Here is a 19367-nt window from a genome sequence, read left to right as displayed (position 1 = left end):
ATGACGAATCACAACGAAGCAGCCGGCACGTCCGGTGACAGTGACATCAGCGGGCGCGGTCGGCACGCGGGAGACAGCGCAAGCCACGCGTCGAGCGGGCACAGCGGACGGGGCGCGCACGATGGGCACGACCTGCCCGGGCAGCACCAGGTGACCCTGCGCACACCGGCCGAACTGGCCGATGCCCTGCCCTACCTGCTCGGATACCGGCCCGAGGACAGCATCGTGCTGGTAGCCCTGCACGACGGGGAGAGGCGCGGCCGCTTCGGCGGGCGGGCACGGCTCGGCATCCCCGCCCACGCGGACGACTGGCCGTCCGTCGCCGATCAGCTGGCGCAAGGACTGGTGAAGGGAAGCGAGCGCAGAGGGGCACGGCCCGAGAACATGGTCGCCTACCTCTGCCAGGAGCCGGGGACCGGAGAGTCGGGACGGGACGTCATGGAACGTCTGCGGCCGCTCGCGCAGTTTCTGCGCACTGCCTGCGGTCGCCTCGACGTCCCCGTCATCGAGGCCCTGTGCATCTCCGACGGCCGCTTCTGGTCCTACTGCTGCCCCGGCCAGGGGTGCTGTTCGTCCGAGGGACATCCGATGGGACTGCCCGGCACCTCCGTCCTTGCCGCCGCCGCGACCTACGCCGGCCTCCAAGTGCGCGGATCGCTGAGGGAATTCACCGCTCGGTTCATTCCGTGGGAAGGCGCGGCCGCACGGGAGCAGCAGACGGCGCTCGACACGGCGAGCATGGCCCTGGTTCCCAGGATCCTCGACGGCGAGGGCCGTGCGGAGGTGGCCGAGGAGACCCTCGGACTGGCCCGGCAGATCGTGAAGCGATTCGCCGACGCCCCGCCCGTGTCCGGCACACGCCCGGCGGACCTCCGCGACGACGGCCTCCTGGAACACGACGAGGCCGCCACCTTGATCCTCGGACTCCAGGACCGCACGACCCGCGACCGCGCCGCCGAGTGGATGGAGGGCGACGAGGCAGGCCCGGCCCTGCGCCTCTGGCGGGCGCTGGCCCGCCGCTGCGTCGGCCCCTACAGCGAGCACGCGGCGGCACCCCTCACCCTCGCGGGGTGGGTCGCATGGTCGACCGGTGACGAACTGGAGGCTCGCGAGGCCCTGGCCATGGCACTCGGCGCCGATCCCGACTACCTCTTCGCCCGTCTCCTGCACCAGGCGTGCAACGAGGGCCTCGACCCGGAGTCGATCCGCCGCTGCCTGCGCGTAGAGCGCACCGGGCGGACAGGCACGGAAGCGGAACAGCCATCGGGTCCCGCTCGCTCGACGCCGCGCGATGTCGCCGAGCCGCCGGGCACCTCGAACCGACGCCGGCGCAGGGCACGTCCGGCGGGGACCGAGGCACCGCGCGGAAGCGGGCGTCACCCCGGGGTCGGTGGCCTCCGCCGGCGTCGGCCCACCGATGAGGTCGCGCCCGGCGGGGAGGGACCCGGGCGCGCGCCTGCGGCGACGAGTGAAAGGGCACGTGCCCGCCGCAAGGGCGGTCGGCGGGTTGCGGGGGAGGAGACGTGAGCGTGGAGAGCGGGGTGGATCGACGATGAGCGGGTCGGGTGACACCTGAGGTGTCCCGGGCACCGGGTCTCACTCCACTCGACGCGGCGGCACGCCCCAGCCCGCGCGGCACGGGCGTACGGCGCGCCCTCGATCCCAAGCCCGAACGCTTGGCCCCCACCGCACCCGTACCAGCCCTCCGCGGTATGCCACACCGACCATCCCACCGCCATCCGGTCTGCTTGCCCGGCCCAGGGCGTGACCCCGGACGGGGCCGTTCCGTTCACCTGTGTGGCGGTATTTGTGGCCGGGCCGCGCCGCCGAACGCCCTCGCCCCTCCGGAGCCCCCAACCCGGCGCCGAGCGCGCCCCAGGCGCACTGACCGAGGAAGCCACATGCCCCTGCCCATTCCACCCTCCGATCCCGACGGTGTTTTCCCGCCGGTGCGCGGGTCCGCTCAGCCCTTCCCGCGTCGCGCCGGTTCGCAGGCCCCGTTCGCAGGAGTCGAGAGCGCTTTGAGCCCCTTCGCGGGCCCGGGCGGTCCGGCAACTCGTCACACCCCGCTTCCCGGGCCGCGCCGGACCACGGACCTGCCACCCGTGCACAACGCCCTGATCTGCGTCGCCCTGCCGGGACTGGCGATCTCCACGGACCAGGGGCAGCTGACCGGCCGCGGACTGGAGGGGTTCTACCGCGCGGGCCGCCGGACGCTGTCCCGCTGCCAGGTGCGCGTGGCGGGGCGCGAACCACTCGCCGTACAGGCCCGGATGCTCTCCGCCGACCGAGCCCGCTTCGTCGGGACGGTGCGCGCCTGCGCCGACGGCGGCCCGGATCCCGACGTGGTCGTGGAGCGGACGCGCGACGCGGACGGCACAGAATGGATCACGCTGCGCAGCGCCTCCTCCCGCGCCCTGCGCGTGCCCGTCGAGGTCGCCCTCGCCACGGATCTCGCGGAGCTCGGCTCCGTCGCCTCGGGCCGAGCCGGGCCCGAACTGCCCGCCAGCGTCCACGACTCGGGCCTGCGATGGGCCTGCGCCACCGGCAGCTCGATCGTCACCGCCGACCCACCGCCCGCCGACGCCCTGGCCTCCGCCGGACTGCTGCGCTGGGAGCTCGAACTGCCACCCGGCGGCACCCGGAGCCTGGAGTTGAGGGTGCGACCGGGCGGTGCGGGGCCGGCCAGAGCCGTCGGCCGCGGCGCCACGAGCCCGCTCTCCGCCGCCCGTGCCACGGGCGACGACCCCAGGGTCCAGGCGCTCATGGACACCTGCGTCGAGGACCTCCAGGCGCTCCTGCTGCGCGATGCCACCCACCCGTCGGACACGCACCTCGCGGCGGGGGCGCCGTGGCGATGTGGCCTGGCGCCGGCCGAGGCACTGGTCGCGGCCCGGATGACACTGCCACTCGGCACCCGGCTCGCCGCGGGCACGCTGCGGACCCTCGCCCGCACCCAAATCGCGGGTCCCGGAGCGCAGTCCGGCCTGATCCCCGGCCCGCGCCGGGACGCCGGCCCGCACCTGCCTCCGGGCTGCACGGCCACCGAGGCGACCCTGCTGTTCCCCGTACTGCTCGCGGAGGCCAGGCGCTGGGGACTTCCGGAACAGGAGACCGAGGAACTGCTGCCCGCGGCCGAGCGGTGCCTCGCATGGCTGCGGACCACCGTCGGCGACGGCACGTATCTGCCCGACCCGCACCCCGGCGGTCCGTTCCGCTGCGAGACGCAGGCGCACGCCCACCGTGCGGCGCTGCTGGGCGCCGATCTGCTCGACACGTACGGCCGGCCGGGTGGCGAGGGACTGGTGCAGTGGGCCCGGGAACTGCGGACCGCGTTCCGCGGGGACTTCTGGGCCGAGGACCGGGGAGGCGGTAGACCGGCGGCCGCCCGGGCCCCGGACGGGCGCCTCGTAGCCCACCTCGGCGCGAGCACCGCCCACCTCCTCGACACGGGGCTGCTCGGCTCCGGCGTGTTCGCCCCCGGCCTCCTCGACAAGGTGCAGACCGAGCAGCTCGCACGGCTGCTGGGCGGCCCGGCCATGGACTCCGGCTGGGGTCTGCGCAGCCTGGGTGCCCAGGAGGCGGCGTACAACCCCTTCGGACATCGCGGCGGCGCCGTGCGCGTCCAGGAGACCGCGACCGCCGTCACCGGTCTGTTCACCGCCGGCTACGAGAAGGAGGCGAGCGCTCTGCTCCGGGGGCTGCTGGCGGCCGCCGATACCTTCGGAAACAGGCTGCCCGAGATGTACGCGGGAGAGCAGCGCACGGAAGGCGGCGCCCCGCTCCCGCACCCCGCCGCATGTCGGCCCGCGGCCACGGCGGCGGCCGCCGGGGTGCTGCTCCTCACCTCCCTAGCGGGCATCCGCCCCGACGCCCCGGCCCGGACCGTGACGCTGCGCCCGGTCAGTAGCGCGCCGCTGGGCGAGATCGGACTGACGGGACTGCGTATCGCGGGCGCCGCGTTCTCCGTGCGCGTCAGCAGACTCGGTCTCGCGATGGTGGAGGAGGCGGCCGGCGGACTGCAGTTGGGAGTGTGACCTCGCGCGAAGCGTCCTCGGACGGCGACCGGCAGCGGCCGGTGGGACCCGTACAGGACAGATGTGGATCATCAGTGGAAGCGACTGACGAAGGGCGTGTTTATCGTCAGGCAGACGACTATGATCGCGGCATGCCCTACGACCCGTCGGCCTTTCCGCCCTTTGCCGTGACCGTGGACCTGGTCGTGCTGACCGTGCGTCGCCATGCCCTGTGTGCGCTGGCGGTACGGAGGGGGGAACAGCCTTTCCAGGGACGATGGGCGCTCCCGGGCGGCTTCGTACGGCCCGACGAGGACTTGGCACAGGCGGCCGCGCGCGAACTGGTCGAGGAGACCGGGCTGCGCGCCCACGACCCGTCGGCCCCGGCACAGGACAACGGCGCGCACCTGGAACAACTGGCGACCTACGGCGACCCCAAGCGCGACCCGCGGATGAGGGTGGTCAGCGTCGCCCATCTGGCGCTGGCCCCCGATCTGCCCGCGCCCAGGGCCGGAGGCGACGCCAACAGCGCGCGGTGGGCGCCCGTGGAGGAGTTGCTGCAACAGGGCGGTTACGGCCGCGACGGAGAGCAGGCGGCACCTCTGGCCTTCGACCACGCCCAGATCCTCTCGGACGGGGTGGAACGCGCCCGGTCCAAGATCGAGTACTCGTCGCTGGCCACCGCCTTCTGCCCGTCCGAGTTCACCGTCGGAGAGCTGCGCCGCGTGTACGAGGCTGTGTGGGGGGTGGCACTCGACCCGCGCAACTTCCACCGCAAGGTGACGGGCACTCCGGGGTTCCTCGTGCCCACGGGCGGCACGACCACGCGCCAGGGCGGCCGACCCGCGCAGCTGTTCCGCGCCGGCGGCGCCACGTTGCTCAATCCACCGATGCTGCGCCCCGAGGTCTGACGCGGGCGGATCGGCTCACGGGGCGCGTCGCGCCGAAAGAGTGGAGAGAGCTGCCTGGGAAGAGCCGCAAGGTGCCCGAAAAACCGTAAATGTCACGCTATCTTGCTGTGAGTGATCCAGGCCATCGGATTGACCAGCAACCCCCGCAAGGAGCTTCCCCCCGCCGTCGACGACGTGTCCCTCGAGGCGCGCCCGGGTCGTGTCACAGCGCTCCTCGGGGCCCCGGGCGCGGGCAAGACGACGACGCTGAGGCTCATGCTCGAACTCCAGCGGGGCCGTGGAATCACCTACTTCAGAGGCCGTCCCCTGCACCGGATCGCCCATCCCTCGCGCGAAGTCGGTGTGCTTCTGAGCGAGGTGCCGGGCCATCCCGCGCGTACGATCCGCGGACAGCTCGGCATGGTGTGCGCGGCCGTCGGTGTCCCGATTCGGCGCGTCGACGAAGTGATCGAGGTCGTCGGGCTCGTGAGCCTGCGCGACGAACGCCTGGGCACCCTGTCGCGCGGTATGGACCGCCGTCTGGGCCTGGCCTGTGCGCTGCTGTCCGATCCGCACACCCTCGTCCTCGACGATCCCGCCGGCGGTCTCTCCGTCACCGAAGGTCGTTGGCTGCACGGCATTCTGCGGGCGCACGCGGCCCACGGAGGCACCGTTCTGTTCAGCACGGACGACCCCAAGGAGGCCGCTCGGACGGCCGACCGGGTCATCACACTGGAGGGAGGCCGCCTCGTCGCCGACCAGGAGGCCGCGGACTTCGCCCGCACCCGGCTCCGCCCCCGGGTCGCCGTCCGCAGCCCGCACGCCGCCCGCCTCGGAGCCCTGCTCGCCAAGGAGGCCCGCGCCGCGCAGCGTTCCGTCGAGGTCGTGCGCGAGGACGGCAACCGGCTCTCGGTGTACGGCAGCACCTGTGCCGACATCGGCGAGACCGCCTTCCGGCACGGCATCCTCGTACACCAACTCGCCGACGAGACCGGTGACATGGGGCCGCATGCCACGCTCCGTGCCGAGGGCCTCGCCTCCGCGACCGTAGTCACCTCTGCCCTCCTGACCTCTGCCTCCGCGACCTCCATCCCCACGGACGATGCCCCCACGGTCGATGCCCTCACGGACGATGTTCCCGCGACCGACGAACCCGCCACTGCCGTGGCTGCGACCGGGGCGCACACGCCCGACGAGCCGGGACCGACGGCCGAGTCGGGGACCCGTCCGGCCGGTTCGCCGGGCGTGCGGGACCTGCCTCAGCTCCCGCCCCCCATCGCCGTACGCCAGGCACCGAGCCCACTGCGTCCGCTGCGCTACGAACTGCGACGCGCCACCGGAGTGGGCACCGGCTACCTCACCGCGATCACCGTGCTGGTCACCTCCGCCCTGCTGTCCGTACTCCTGGCCAGAATCGGTCACACACCCCAGCCGCGGCTCCTGGCCGCTTGGCCGCGGGAATGCCCTCTGCCGCCCGCGGCGCTCGGTGCGGGACTGCTCGGGGCGCTCGCCTTCGGCGACGAGTTCCGCCACCCCGCCCTGGCCGCGGACCGCGGCACCGTCCCCCGCCGGCTGGGACTGCTCGCCGCCAAACTCCTCGTCGCCTCGGCCACCGCGCTGGCGCTGGCCGTCCTCACGGTGGGCTGCGACCTCGAAATGCTCTATCTCGTCTACGGACGAGAGCTCGTTGGAGTTCCTGCGGACTGGCTTTCACTGAGCGCGAGTTGGATCGGCCTCACCGTGGGCTGCGCCTGGGCGGGAGTGCTGGCGGCCGGCATCTTCCGGTCCACCACCGCCGGGCTCGCGGCGGTGCTCGCCGTCCCGGTCGTGGTCGTACCACTCGTACAAAAGACCTTGGCGGGACCGTCCGTGCGGAAGGCGGCCGGGTTTTCCGAGCGATTGCGTGAGCTCCTGCTGATGCAATGGCCGTTCGGAGGAGCGCGCTATATCGCGGCCGGGGCGCGCCTTGTCGCCCAACCCGTGGGCGGTGCCCTGATGTTGTCGCTGACCGCTCTGCTCTGCGCGTATCTGCTCACGACCCTGCGAAGCAGGGTGCGATGACGACCGTCCTTACCCTTCCGTTCCCGCCGTGCGCACAACTCCCCGGAGAACGCCCATTTCTTTCCGATAAGGCGTCAATTGCGACGCGGTGAGCGATCACCCTTTCGTGTGCTTTTCACCAAAGACCTCAAGGGAGTTGGAGACAGCGCCGACAAATGATCCGTGAGTACCCTTGCGCACACCATGATGACCGCCGCCCGCTCCTCAGACTCCGGCCTGGCCGGCCCGGGCGGACTCGACCGCTACCCCTACGCCGAGGGCCCTGGTGCCGAACGCGTCGGCGCCTCCGCGTGGGAGGGCGCGGACCCGGAACTGGGCCGCGTCGGCCGACGCGCCGCGGGCAGCCGCGGACGCGGACTGCACGGCCAACTCGTTCAGCAGCTGGGTCAGATGATCGTCTCCGGCGACCTGGGCGCGGACCGGCCGCTCGTCCCCGAGGAGATCGGACAGCGGTTCGAGGTCTCCCGTACCGTCGTCCGTGAGTCACTCCGTGTCCTGGAGGCGAAGGGGCTGGTCAGCGCCCGCCCCAACGTCGGCACGCGCGTGCGCCCCGTCAGTGACTGGAACCTTCTCGACCCGGACATCATCGAATGGCGGGCCTTCGGGCCGCAGCGCGACGACCAGCGGCGCGAGCTGAGCGAGCTGCGCTGGACGATCGAGCCGCTCGCCGCGCGTCTGGCCGCCGGGCACGGGCGCGAGGAGGTCCAGCAGCGTCTCGGAGACATGGTCGAGATCATGGGCCACGCCATGGCGCAGGGTGACTCGCTCACCTTCTCGCGGGCCGACGCGGAGTTCCATTCGCTGCTCATCCAGGTATCGGGCAATCGCATGCTGGAGCACCTTTCCGGGATCGTCTCGGCCGCGCTCCAGGTCTCCGGCGGCCCCGTCACCGGCTGCGACCGACCGAACGAGACCTCCTTGACGCACCACGGCCGGATCGTCGACGCCTTGGCCGAGGCCGACGGCGCGGCGGCCGAGGCGGCCATGCGGCAGTTGCTCGCCGTTCACCCCGAGGTGGAGCGCGTGGTGCCCGCGCCGCGCGAGCACTGATCGCGCCCCGAGGGCGGCGCGGTCGGGGGGCGTGTGCCCTCTCGTGGCATCGCTTGGTCGGCGGAGCATCCCCCGCCGGACCCCGTCGGATCCTTCCGGGATCCGGCGGGATCCGGCGATGTGATGAAGGTGATCAAGCCATCGGTTGAGGTGATGAACCCATCGGTTTGAGGTGATGAGTCCATCGGCTGACCTCCTCTGACCGCATCTGGCCGCTTTTGGGCACTTACGGGGTGTGACTCGGGCCACGCAGATTGGGCGTAACGCTCTTCGGAACTGCGCGATGACCTAAGAGGTGACAGCCGAGGAGGGAATACGGACGCCGTTTACGGCGCTGTGCATCTTCCCGGCTCCCGCCCGCGCCGTCGACCCATCCCCAAGTCGGCGGTCGTCGGCTCCTGTCCGCAGTGGACGGAGCCGGAAGCCGTTTTCCAACGTTCCGAGAGGTTGTTCGTGTCGGCCAGCACATCCCGTACGCTCCCGCCGGAGATCGCCGAGTCCGTCTCTGTCATGGCGCTCATTGAGCGGGGAAAGGCTGAGGGGCAGATCGCCGGCGATGACGTGCGTCGGGCCTTCGAAGCTGACCAGATTCCGGCCACTCAGTGGAAGAACGTACTGCGCAGCCTCAACCAGATCCTCGAGGAAGAGGGTGTGACGCTGATGGTCAGTGCCGCGGAGCCCAAGCGCACCCGAAAGAGCGTCGCAGCGAAGAGTCCCGCCAAGCGCACCGCCACCAAGACGGTCGCGGCGAAGACGGTGACCACCAAGAAGGCCACCGCCACCACCGCCCCGGCGATGCCCATGGCCGATGACCCGGCTGAGGACGCGTCCGCCAAGAAGGTCGCCGCCAAGAAGACGGTCGCCAAGAAGGCCGTCGCGAAGAAGACGGTCGCCAAGAAGGCCGTCGCAAAGAAGACCACCGCCAAGAAGGACGACGTCGAGATGATCGACGACGAAGCGGTCGAGGAGACCCCGGGCAAGCCCGGTGCCGAGGAGCCCGCCGAGGACGGCGCCCAGGGCTTCGTCCTGTCCGACGAGGACGAGGACGACGCGCCCGCGCAGCAGGTCGCCGCAGCCGGCGCCACCGCCGACCCGGTCAAGGACTACCTCAAGCAGATCGGCAAGGTCCCCCTGCTCAACGCGGAGCAGGAGGTCGAGCTCGCCAAGCGCATCGAGGCGGGCCTCTTCGCCGAGGACAAGCTGGCCAACGCCGACAAGCTCGCCCCCAAGCTCAAGCGCGAGCTGGAGATCATCGCCGAGGACGGCCGTCGGGCCAAGAACCACCTCCTGGAGGCCAACCTCCGTCTGGTGGTCTCCCTGGCCAAGCGCTACACCGGCCGCGGCATGCTCTTCCTGGACCTCATCCAGGAGGGCAACCTCGGTCTGATCCGCGCGGTGGAGAAGTTCGACTACACCAAGGGCTACAAGTTCTCCACGTACGCCACCTGGTGGATCCGTCAGGCGATCACCCGCGCCATGGCCGACCAGGCCCGCACCATCCGTATCCCGGTGCACATGGTCGAGGTCATCAACAAGCTCGCGCGCGTGCAGCGTCAGATGCTCCAGGACCTGGGCCGCGAGCCCACCCCGGAGGAGCTGGCGAAGGAACTCGACATGACCCCTGAGAAGGTCATCGAGGTCCAGAAGTACGGCCGCGAGCCCATCTCGCTGCACACCCCGCTGGGCGAGGACGGCGACAGCGAGTTCGGTGACCTCATCGAGGACTCCGAGGCCGTCGTCCCGGCCGACGCGGTCAGCTTCACGCTCCTCCAGGAGCAGCTGCACTCCGTCCTCGACACCCTGTCCGAGCGCGAGGCGGGCGTCGTCTCCATGCGGTTCGGTCTCACCGACGGTCAGCCGAAGACCCTCGACGAGATCGGCAAGGTGTACGGCGTCACACGTGAGCGGATCCGTCAGATCGAGTCCAAGACGATGTCGAAGCTGCGCCACCCGTCGCGTTCGCAGGTGCTGCGCGACTACCTCGACTAGGTCTCGACCGTACTGTCGCCGAGGGCCCGACTCCCGATGGGGAGCCGGGCCCTCGGCGCATCCATGGAGTGCGCGCCGCCGTCCGCTGGATCACTCTGGGTTTTCCATGACCATCCCAGAGTGAGGAACGCGCATGCGCCGTCCTTTCGCCCCAGTACTGGCCCTTGCGGCCGCCGCGGCCCTCATACCGCTGGCGTCCCCCGCCCCGGCCGTGACCGACGACATCATCATCGGGGGCCATCCGGTCGACATCGCTCAGAGTCCGTGGACGGTGGCGCTGTCCAGCCGTGACCGGTTCGGAGGAACGCGGGCCGGGCAGTTCTGCGGCGGCGTGGTGATCGGCCCGTCGCTCGTGCTGACCGCGGCCCACTGCCTGAGCCCGCTCGTGCTGGGGGCGCCATCGCAGCAGATGCACGACTTGAAGATCATCGCGGATCGTACCGACCTGCTGTCCAGCAAGGGCAAGGAGATCTCGGTGCGCGACACCTGGGTCAATCCGCAGTACGACGCCGTCACGAACGCCGGGGACTTCGCCGTGATCACCCTGGCCTCCCCGCTGCCCCAGAGCTCGGTCATCCGTATGGCCCCCGCAGGGGATCCCGCGTACGCACCCGGCACGGCCGCCGCGGTCTACGGCTGGGGCGATACGACAGGCACCGGCAATTACGCGCTCGGTCTGCGGTCCGCGAGCGTGAAGGTACTTTCCGACTCCGTCTGCGAGCGGGCGTACCCGGGGAGTGAAGACGGAACCTATCAAGCCACTTCCATGGTGTGCGCCGGGGAGGCCGCGGGTGGGCGGGATGCCTGCCAGGGGGACAGCGGTGGTCCGCTGGTGGCCAAGGGGCGGCTGATCGGCCTTGTGTCGTGGGGCAGCGGCTGTGGGCAGGCGGGAAGCCCCGGCGTCTACACGCGGGTCTCGGACGCCGTCAAGGCGCTCGGCACGAGCCGCTGAGGGCGTAGGGGGGCGGAAACGGTACGGAGCGCAGCGGGTCGCGGGTCACGGATCACGGGTGCCAGGGGGACGGAACCAGGTGGCGCGTGGGGGGGGGCGACTCGGGCTGGTGACGCGTGGAGGTGCGCTGGAGCGGTATGGGCCGGTGGCGCGTCAAGCCGCGCCTGAGCGGGCCGGTGGCGCGCTCAGGCGCGCTGGAGTGGGCCGGTGGCGCGTCAACGTGCGCCGGAACGGGCCGGTGACACGTGAAGGTGCGCGGCAAGGGTGTGAACCGGTGACGCGTTGCAGTGCGTGAGCCGTGAGCCCGGTGCGCGTCACGTCCGCACGGGGCCGTGACGCGCACCGGGCGGTGGCGCACTGCACCGCCGGGAAGCGGTACGCATACGGGCGGCCACCCCGAGTAGCAGGGGTGACCGCCCGTACACCGGCCTATTGCCAGAGCTGGCTCGTCGTCGTTTACGCGAAGTGTCAGCGCTCTTCGTCGTTGGACGTTGCCGGGACCGACGTCAGTCGCTCCGTCTCGTCCTGTATCTCAGCGGCGATCTTCTTGAGTTCCGGCTCAAACTTGCGCCCGTGGTGGGCGCAGAAGAGCAGTTCACCGCCGCTGAGGAGGACGACGCGCAGATATGCCTGGGCGCCGCAACGGTCGCAGCGGTCAGCGGCCGTCAGCGGGCTCGCGGGGGTCAGAACAGTAGTCACGTCGCCTCTTCTCTAGCTCGACGAGCTGTCGTACCAGGGTCAACATCCAACCAGGCCGAAAACGTTCCCGCTCGTGGCTTTTCCTCGAAAAATTCTTCCGGGGCGGCTGTCTGCTGCCGGGTGGCGGCGAATGAGCCGTATTACGTGTCTTTGTGTCTTACGGGTTCGCGCTGTCTGTCAGGGTCAGTCCTCCCCGGCTGGCTTGCCGGTTGTTCATGAGGACGTGCCCGGAGCCTAAATGGTTCATGCCTGGAAGGGAACGTGATATGTACTTCACTCCATCGAGGGATCGAACACTCATGCGAGCCTGGACTAGTCTGAGTTCATGCGAGGGTGGCGTTACAACGGCTCTACCAGGCCTCGGTACCCTCTGAGCGGAGACCGAAGCCGACCCCTTACCCAAAAGGGTCCCATCTGAAATTCAGCGAGGAGCGAACCGCGTGACCGCCGACACGTCCGTGCCGTCCACAGCGTTGCTGACCGGAGCAGACCGGGACGGTTCCAACTACACCGCGCGGCACCTGCTCGTCCTCGAGGGGCTCGAGGCCGTACGCAAGCGCCCCGGCATGTACATCGGCTCGACCGACAGCCGCGGTCTGATGCACTGCCTGTGGGAGATCATCGACAACTCCGTGGACGAGGCCCTTGGGGGCTACTGTGACCACATCGACGTGATCCTGCACGACGACGCCTCGGTGGAGGTGCGGGACAACGGCCGCGGCATCCCGGTCGACGTGGAGCCCAAGACCGGCATGTCGGGCGTCGAGGTCGTGATGACCAAGCTGCACGCGGGCGGCAAGTTCGGAGGCGGCTCGTACGCGGCCTCCGGCGGTCTGCACGGCGTGGGAGCCTCCGTGGTGAACGCGCTCTCCGCCCGTCTGGACGTCGAGGTGGACCGTGGTGGCCACACCCATGCGGTGAGCTTCCGGCGCGGCACCCCGGGAGCGTTCAAGGCGGACGGTCCCGAGGCCGCCTTCGACGCGACCAGCGGGCTGCGCAAGCTGAAGCGGATCCCCAAGACCCGCACCGGCACGCGCGTGCGCTACTGGGCCGACCGCCAGATCTTCCTCAAGGACGCCAAGCTCTCCCTGGAGAACCTGCACCAGCGCGCCCGCCAGACCGCGTTCCTGGTGCCCGGCCTGACCATCGTCGTCCGTGACGAATACGGGCTCGGCGAGGGCGGCAGCAAGGGCGAGGAGTCCTTCCGCTTCGACGGCGGCATCAGCGAGTTCTGCGAGTACCTGGCCACCGACAAGCCCGTCTGCGACGTCCTCCGCTTCTCCGGGCAGGGCACCTTCAAGGAGACCGTCCCGGTCCTTGACGACCACGGGCAGATGACGCCCACCGAGGTCACCCGTGAGCTCGGCGTCGATGTGGCGCTGCGCTGGGGCACCGGCTACGACACGAACCTCAAGTCGTTCGTGAACATCATCGCCACGCCCAAGGGCGGCACCCACGTCGCCGGCTTCGAGCAGGCCGTCGCCAAGACGATGAACGAGGTGCTGCGGGCCAAGAAGCTGCTGCGTGTCGCCGAGGACGACATCGTCAAGGACGACGCACTGGAGGGCCTGACCGCCGTCGTCACGGTGCGCCTCGCGGAGCCGCAGTTCGAGGGGCAGACCAAGGAGGTCCTCGGCACCTCGGCGGCCCGCCGGATCGTGACGAACGTGGTCTCCAACGAACTCAAGGCCTTCCTGACCACCACGAAGCGGGACGCGGCCGCGCAGGCCCGGGTCGTGATGGAGAAGGCCGTGGCTGCCGCGCGTACGCGGATCGCGGCCCGCCAGCACAAGGACGCGCAGCGTCGGAAGACGGCCCTCGAGTCCTCCTCGCTGCCCGCCAAGCTCGCGGACTGCCGCAGCGACGACGTCGAGCGCAGCGAGCTGTTCATCGTCGAGGGAGATTCCGCGCTCGGCACCGCCAAGCTGGCCAGGAACTCCGAGTTCCAGGCGCTGCTGCCGATTCGCGGCAAGATCCTCAACGTCCAGAAGGCGTCCGTCACGGACATGCTCAAGAACGCCGAGTGCGGCGCGATCATCCAGGTCATAGGGGCCGGGTCCGGGCGGACGTTCGACATCGACGCGGCGCGGTACGGGAAGATCATCCTGCTCGTCGACGCCGACGTCGACGGTGCGCACATCCGGATTCTGCTGCTGACGCTGTTCCAGCGGTACATGCGGCCGATGGTCGAGGCGGGGCGGGTGTTCGCGGCGGTGCCGCCGCTGCACCGCATCGAGCTGAGCCAGCCCAAGAAGGGCCAGGACAAGTACGTCTACACGTACTCGGACCGTGAGCTGCGAGAGACGCTGCTGGAACTGCAGCGCAAGAACGTGCGCTACAAGGACTCGATCCAGCGTTACAAGGGTCTTGGCGAGATGGACGCCGATCAACTGGCGGAGACGACGATGGACCCGCGTCACCGGACGCTGCGGCGGATCAACATCTCCGACCTGGAGGCGTCCGAGCAGGTGTTTGACCTCCTGATGGGGAACGATGTCGCTCCCCGTAAGGAGTTCATCTCCAGCTCTGCGGCGACGCTGGATCGGTCGCGTATCGACGCGTAGGCGCTGCGCCGGCGGCGCAGCCGGGTGGCTGTGGTGGGTCGGGGCCGTGGCGGTGCGTCGAGTCCGTCGCCGCCGGATCAGACGTGGGCCGGGCACGGGAGCCGGTGCTCGATGCGGTGCTCGATCCGGGCGTAGGCGACGGACTTGCGACGGCACCGCCACGGCTCCTTCCGTGAGAGGCCCGGCTGCAGGCGGGTGGGTCGGTGGGTGGCGGGGGCCGTTCGTGCTGTTCCTCGCGCGGACGGGGACGCCGGTCCGCGTGTGCAAGCCCGTCCGGCGTTTGAGGACGAGGCCGTTCAGGCCGGCAGGGGGCTGGGGGCGGCCCCCCTGGGATGGGCCGGGTGGGGGCGGCGGGGGCGAGATGCGCGGTTGGTGGGTGCGGGCCGTGGAGGCTTTACCCGTGGGCACTCCACCCGTGGGTGGAGGGATGGGGTGGGTGCGGATCCACCCGCGATCCACCCCGGCTCCGATCTGCTGAGCTGCCGATTTCCGTAGCGTCGAAGACGTCGACAGCGCTCGCTGTCGGAACCCGCTCTTCCTCGCCCACGGAGGCCGTGATGTCCGGGCTCGTCAATGCCTTGGTGATCCTCGCTGTTGTTGTGCTGGTCATCGCGCGCCAATTCCGTACGCGCAGGATCAGCACGGACAGGCGCTGGTGGATCGTGCCCGTCGTCCTGGCCGTGATCGCTCTGCGGGAGCCGGGCCTGATCGACACCCACCATCGGACCGAGGCGATCCTGCTGCTGGGGGCAGAGCTGTTCATCGGGCTGGCCACCGGAGCCGCGTGGGGGTGGACGACACGGATCTGGGCGGAGCCGGACGGCTCGGTGTGGAGCAAGAGCACCAAGGCCAGCGCGGCCGTCTGGGGCGTGGGCATAGCCCTGCGGCTGGGACTGTTCGGCATCGGCACCCTGTTGGGCGTCCATCAGGACAGCTCCGCCCTGCTGCTCGCCCTCGCGGCCACTCTGCTGGTCCGGTCCGGGATCCTGGCCTGGCGCTCTCAGTCTCTGCACCCGGCTGTCGCGCAGGCGACGGCGTACGGTGACGACGTGCCCCAGGGCTCGTGGAAGGAGCGCGTATGACGGAGAACGCCTTGAAGCGCTGGCCCTCCCGCGAGGCGCTGTCCCGAGCGGGAGTGGTCAAGTCCAGGCACGCGCTCGCCTGGGCCGCGCGCCTCTTCGCCCTCGGCCTGCTCCTGTGGACGACCTTCACGAGCGGCCATCTGGGCGCCTGGAAGATCGCGGCGGGGGCTATGGGGGTCCTCGTCTGCGGGCTGGCGGCGTGGGCCTTCTGGCGAACCACGCTCGAACACCGTCTGCTGCCGTCTCTGGCACTGCTCGCCCTGCTGCTCGCACTCGCGACGGTGGGGGTGAGTACGGGCTTCCGGGTGCCGGCCATCGTCCTGTGGTGCGGGTGCGCCATCAGCGCCATAGAGAGGCTGCCTCTAGTGGCGGCGTTGCCTGCCACCTCCGTGGCACTGAGCGCGTTCGCGGCGGTCAACAACGACGTCTGGCTGACCACGGCGGCCACCGCCGGGGGGCTCGCCCTGGCCGGATACGTGTTGCGCCTCGACGCGGAGGCCCGCGGCAGTGCCCAGCGGTTGCTCGCCCAGGAGCGGGCGGCTCGTGTGGCCGAGGCGGAGTCCGCGGCACTCGCGGAGCGGGCCAGGATCGCGCGGGAGATCCATGACGTCCTGGCGCACAGTCTCTCGGCGCAGATGGTGCATCTGGAGGCGGCTCGGCTGCTGATCGAGCGGGGCGGCGACCGGGAGCAGATCCTCGAGCGGGTCGTGGCGGCACGTGGGATGGCCCGTGAGGGGCTGGCCGAGACCCGGCAGGCGCTCTCCGCCCTTCGGGGGGAGATGTCCCCGGTGGAGGACTTCCTGACCGAGCTGGTCGCCACGGCGGACGGCGCCGACATCACCGTCGCGGGTGAACGGCAGCCGCTGCCCGCCGAGGCCTCGCAGGCGGTGCGCAGGGTGGCGCAGGAAGCCCTGACGAACGTCCGCAAGCATGCGCCGGGCGCCAAGGTCCACATGCGGCTCGAGTACGGCGAGCACGAAGTGACGCTCGGAGTACGGGACTCGGGAGGGCCGCCGGGCGAACTCAGCGGTGCGGGGGCCGGGTACGGTCTGCTGGGCATGCGGGAGCGTGCTGAGCTGCTGGGCGGCTCGTTGGAGGCCGGGCCGGACGAGGAGGGGTTCGTGGTGACGCTGAGGGTGCCCGTATGACGGAGGAGGAGACCAGGAAGCCGGCTCGGGTCGTGGTGGTGGACGACCAGACCGTGGTGCGCGAAGGCATTGTGATGCTGCTGGGCCTGCTGCCGGGGATCGAGGTCGTGGGTGCGGCGGGGGACGGTCACGAGGCCGTGGCGCTGGTGGCCGAGCTCGCCCCGGACGTCGTGCTGATGGACCTGCGCATGCCCCGCTGCGACGGCGTCGAGGCGACCCGGCGTATTCGCGCTGAGCATCCGGGGACACAGGTCGTCGTGCTCACCACGTACGCGGACGACGAGTCGCTGTTCCCCGCGCTCAGAGCTGGGGCCCGTGGCTATCTCACGAAGGACGCGGGCGGCGACGAGATCGTGCGCGCGGTGGAAAGCGTGCTGTCCGGGGACGCGGGACTCTCGCCGAGCATCCAACGGCGACTGCTGGAGCGGCTGTCGGAACCGGCGCCCGCGGCGGTTGCCCCCGTGGAGCCGCCCGATGGGCTCACCACTCGGGAGACCGAGGTGCTGCTGCTGATCGCCGAGGGCCTCACCAATCAGGAGATCGCCCGCAGGCTGCACGTCTCACCCGCGACCGTGAAGACCCACATCAACAACCTCTTCGCCAAGACAGGCCTCAAGGATCGTGCTCAGGCGGTGCGTTACGCCTTTGGGAAAGGTCTCGTACGGCCACCGACGAGATGAGTCACCTGATGGGGTGAAGAGCGCGGAGAGAAGAGTCCGGGATCTTCCCGATCTGTCCATCCTTGGGCACGCGGCAGAAAAAGGGTCGCGGACAAGGAGAGTTCGGTGGAGAAGCACGACGGTCGCGATACCGGGGAGGTCCGGTTCGATGACCCCTGGTACGACGCGCTCGCCTCCGGCTGGGGTGAGTTGGACGGCACGGGCGCGCCTGCTCCCGCCGTGCCGTCCGCGCGCCCGGAGCACGAAGGGCGCACGGGCGGGACGGCCGACGTCTATCTGGAGGTGCAGCGCAGCGCGGCCTTTCAGGAGGTGCGCAGCCGGTATCGGAGGTTCGTGGTGCCGGGCGTCGCTGCGTTCTTCACCTGGTACCTGGGCTATGTGGTGACCGCGACGACGGCGCCCGGGTTCATGGCCCGGCCCGTCGCCGGCGCGGTGAACGTGGCGATGGTGGCGGGGCTCGGGCAGTTCCTCAGCACGTTTCTGTTCACGTGGGCGTACGCACGGCATGCGCGGCTGCGAAGGGACCGGGCCGCGCTCGATCTGCGCTGGGACACCCAGGAGCTGACCCGGGGCGTCAGAGGTGGTGAGCGGTGACCGGCAACCATCAGACACTGGCGTTGCTGCTGTTCAGCGCGTTCGTGGCGGTGACGCTGGGGATCACGACGTGGGTGAGTCGAAACCGGCACGGGTCGGCCGAGGAGTTCTATGCCGGCGGGCGGTTGTTCTCGCCGATGGAGAATGGTTTTGCCATTTCGGGCGACTACATGTCGGCGGCGTCGTTCCTGGGGGTCACGGGGCTCATCTCGCTCTACGGCTACGACGGGCTGCTGTATGTCGTCGGGTTTCTCGTCGCTTGGCTGGTCGTCCTGTTCCTGGTCGCCGAACTGGTGCGCAACTGCGGGCGGTTCACGCTCGCCGACGTCGTCGCGGCCCGGATGAACGAACGGCCGGTGCGGATCGCGGTGGGAACCTCTTCGGTGACCGTGTCCGTTCTGTATCTGCTGGCGCAGATGGTGGGGGCGGGCAGCCTGGTCGCGCTGCTGCTGGGAGGCTCGAGCGAGGCGGCGCGGAACTGGACGGTGATCGGCGTCGGCGCGCTCATGGTGATCTATGTGTCGCTGGGCGGGATGCGGGCCACCACGTGGATTCAGATCGTCAAGGCGGTCCTGTTGCTCAGCGGTTCCATCGCCTTGACCGTGCTCGTCCTGGTGCGGTTCCACGGGGACGTGAACGAGTTGCTGCGCTCGGCGGCGGAGCGCAGCGGCCATGGTGACGCGTTTCTCGCACCCGGGTTGAAGTACGGCGGGGACTGGACGGCGCGCTTCGACTTCATCAGCCTCGGTCTCGCGCTGGTGCTCGGAACGGCCGGGCTGCCGCACATCTTGTCGCGTTTCTACACCGTGCCCACGGCACGGGCCGCGCGGCGCTCGGTGGTCTGGTCGATCGGGCTCATAGGGGGTTTCTACCTGATGACGATCGTGCTGGGCTTCGGCGCGGCGGCGATCGTCGGCCCGGACGTGGTGCGGGGAGCGAACGCGGCGGGCAACACGGCGGTTCCGCTGCTCGCGCTTGATCTGGGCGGCGGCGCGAACTCTGCGGGAGGAACGGTTCTGTTTGCCGTCGTCGCGGCCATTGCCTTCGCAACGATCCTCGCGGTCGTCGCCGGGATCACCCTGGCGTCCTCGGCGTCCGTGGCCCACGACCTCTACGCCTCGATGCGCCGCCGGCACGCGAAGCCCCGCAGCGAGGTTGCCGTGGCGCGTACGGCGGCGGTGGGTATCGGGGTGGTCGCGATCGCGCTCGGGCTGCTGGCCCGCGATCTGAACGTGGCCTTCCTGGTGGGCCTCGCCTTTGCGGTCGCCGCGTCCGCGAACCTGCCGGTGCTGTTGTACTCGCTGTTCTGGCGGAGTTTCACGACCCGCGGCGCCGTGTGGGCCGTATACGGCGGCCTGGTGCCCGCGCTGCTGCTCGTCCTGCTGTCGCCGGTGGTGTCAGGGAGTCCCGATTCGCTGTTCCCGAGCGTGGACTTCCAGTACTTCCCGTTGCAGAACCCCGGCCTGGTGTCGATTCCGCTCGGCTTCCTGGCGGGCTGGCTGGGCACGGTCACATCCGCGGAGCCGCCGGACGAGGCCAAGCACGCCGAGACCGAGGTGCGGTCGCTGACGGGTGCCGGCGCGGTCTGAGGCGGCTTAGGCGAGTGTCCGGGGGGGCGCCTCCAGCAGTGGGGGCGCCCCCA

Annotated in this window: 14 protein-coding genes; 13 read left to right on the top strand and 1 reads right to left on the bottom strand. The window is 70.5% G+C overall.

Translation table 11 applies throughout. The features are described from left to right. The 7 genes from ACZ7M2_RS43585 (at position 1) to ACZ7M2_RS43555 (ending at position 10958) form a co-directional block, all read left to right on the top strand. Complete coding sequence (locus tag ACZ7M2_RS43585) at positions 1-1527, top strand: DUF4192 domain-containing protein (protein WP_471600023.1); 1527 nt, start codon at positions 1-3, stop codon at positions 1525-1527. Between the two features lie 578 nt (positions 1528-2105). Beyond that, complete coding sequence (locus ACZ7M2_RS43580) at positions 2106-4037, top strand: glycogen debranching N-terminal domain-containing protein (RefSeq protein ID WP_471600022.1); 1932 nt, start codon at positions 2106-2108, stop codon at positions 4035-4037. A 131-nt stretch (positions 4038-4168) separates the two neighbouring features. After that, on the top strand, positions 4169-4927 hold the full coding sequence (locus ACZ7M2_RS43575; protein WP_054229890.1) for an NUDIX hydrolase: 759 nt from the start codon (positions 4169-4171) through the stop codon (positions 4925-4927). A 111-nt stretch (positions 4928-5038) separates the two neighbouring features. Beyond that, on the top strand, positions 5039-6967 hold the full coding sequence (locus ACZ7M2_RS43570) for an ABC transporter ATP-binding protein (protein WP_471600021.1): 1929 nt from the start codon (positions 5039-5041) through the stop codon (positions 6965-6967). Between the two features lie 162 nt (positions 6968-7129). Beyond that, entirely contained in the window at positions 7130-8017 is an 888-nt protein-coding gene (locus ACZ7M2_RS43565) for a FadR/GntR family transcriptional regulator (RefSeq protein WP_159064415.1), read from the top strand. Between the two features lie 453 nt (positions 8018-8470). Then, positions 8471-10006 carry an RNA polymerase sigma factor gene (locus ACZ7M2_RS43560; protein WP_352051113.1) on the top strand — a complete coding sequence of 512 codons (1536 nt, stop codon included), beginning with the start codon at positions 8471-8473 and terminating at the stop codon, positions 10004-10006. 133 nt (positions 10007-10139) lie between these two features. After that, positions 10140-10958, top strand: coding sequence for a S1 family serine peptidase (locus ACZ7M2_RS43555; RefSeq protein ID WP_471600020.1), 819 nt, complete (start codon positions 10140-10142; stop codon positions 10956-10958). A gap of 468 nt (positions 10959-11426) precedes the next feature. Here the strand turns inward: ACZ7M2_RS43555 and ACZ7M2_RS43550 are convergent, their stop codons facing one another. Beyond that, a complete protein-coding gene (locus ACZ7M2_RS43550) occupies positions 11427-11657 on the bottom strand; it encodes a DUF7455 domain-containing protein (RefSeq protein WP_075030622.1) in 231 nt (76 codons plus the stop codon). A gap of 440 nt (positions 11658-12097) precedes the next feature. On the opposite strand from ACZ7M2_RS43550, the gene ACZ7M2_RS43545 reads away from it, so the two are divergent. The 6 genes from ACZ7M2_RS43545 (at position 12098) to ACZ7M2_RS43520 (ending at position 19314) form a co-directional block, all read left to right on the top strand. Beyond that, the gene (locus ACZ7M2_RS43545) at positions 12098-14221 is read left to right on the top strand and encodes a DNA gyrase/topoisomerase IV subunit B (protein ID WP_352051115.1); all 2124 of its coding nucleotides are present in this window, start codon (positions 12098-12100) and stop codon (positions 14219-14221) included. Positions 14222-14778: 557 nt separating this feature from the next. Continuing rightward, complete coding sequence (locus ACZ7M2_RS43540; RefSeq protein ID WP_471600019.1) at positions 14779-15303, top strand: DUF1453 domain-containing protein; 525 nt, start codon at positions 14779-14781, stop codon at positions 15301-15303. Next, positions 15300-16451 carry a sensor histidine kinase gene (locus ACZ7M2_RS43535; protein ID WP_471600018.1) on the top strand — a complete coding sequence of 384 codons (1152 nt, stop codon included), beginning with the start codon at positions 15300-15302 and terminating at the stop codon, positions 16449-16451. Before ACZ7M2_RS43540 ends, ACZ7M2_RS43535 begins: the two co-directional genes overlap by 4 nt. Continuing rightward, positions 16448-17131 carry a response regulator gene (locus ACZ7M2_RS43530; RefSeq protein ID WP_471600017.1) on the top strand — a complete coding sequence of 228 codons (684 nt, stop codon included), beginning with the start codon at positions 16448-16450 and terminating at the stop codon, positions 17129-17131. Before ACZ7M2_RS43535 ends, ACZ7M2_RS43530 begins: the two co-directional genes overlap by 4 nt. Before the next feature lie 105 nt (positions 17132-17236). Then, positions 17237-17725 carry a DUF485 domain-containing protein gene (locus tag ACZ7M2_RS43525; protein WP_471600016.1) on the top strand — a complete coding sequence of 163 codons (489 nt, stop codon included), beginning with the start codon at positions 17237-17239 and terminating at the stop codon, positions 17723-17725. Beyond that, positions 17722-19314: a solute symporter family protein gene (locus tag ACZ7M2_RS43520; RefSeq protein WP_471600015.1), complete on the top strand. Its 1593-nt coding sequence runs from the start codon at positions 17722-17724 to the stop codon at positions 19312-19314. The genes ACZ7M2_RS43525 and ACZ7M2_RS43520 overlap by 4 nt, the downstream gene beginning before the upstream one ends. Positions 19315-19367: the final 53 nt, after the last annotated feature.

The organism is Streptomyces sp. NPDC111507, assembly GCF_055638955.1.
This window is presented reverse-complemented; position numbering and strand designations above follow the sequence as displayed.

Excerpts from the sequence above, each read along its gene's own strand:
- ACZ7M2_RS43585 (WP_471600023.1), top strand. The coding sequence starts at position 1 with ATGACGAATCACAACGAAGCAGCCGGCACGTCCGGTGACAGTGACATC.
- ACZ7M2_RS43575 (WP_054229890.1), top strand. The coding sequence starts at position 4,169 with ATGCCCTACGACCCGTCGGCCTTTCCGCCCTTTGCCGTGACCGTGGAC.
- ACZ7M2_RS43555 (WP_471600020.1), top strand. The coding sequence starts at position 10,140 with ATGCGCCGTCCTTTCGCCCCAGTACTGGCCCTTGCGGCCGCCGCGGCC.
- ACZ7M2_RS43540 (WP_471600019.1), top strand. The coding sequence starts at position 14,779 with ATGTCCGGGCTCGTCAATGCCTTGGTGATCCTCGCTGTTGTTGTGCTG.
- ACZ7M2_RS43535 (WP_471600018.1), top strand. The coding sequence starts at position 15,300 with ATGACGGAGAACGCCTTGAAGCGCTGGCCCTCCCGCGAGGCGCTGTCC.
- ACZ7M2_RS43530 (WP_471600017.1), top strand. The coding sequence starts at position 16,448 with ATGACGGAGGAGGAGACCAGGAAGCCGGCTCGGGTCGTGGTGGTGGAC.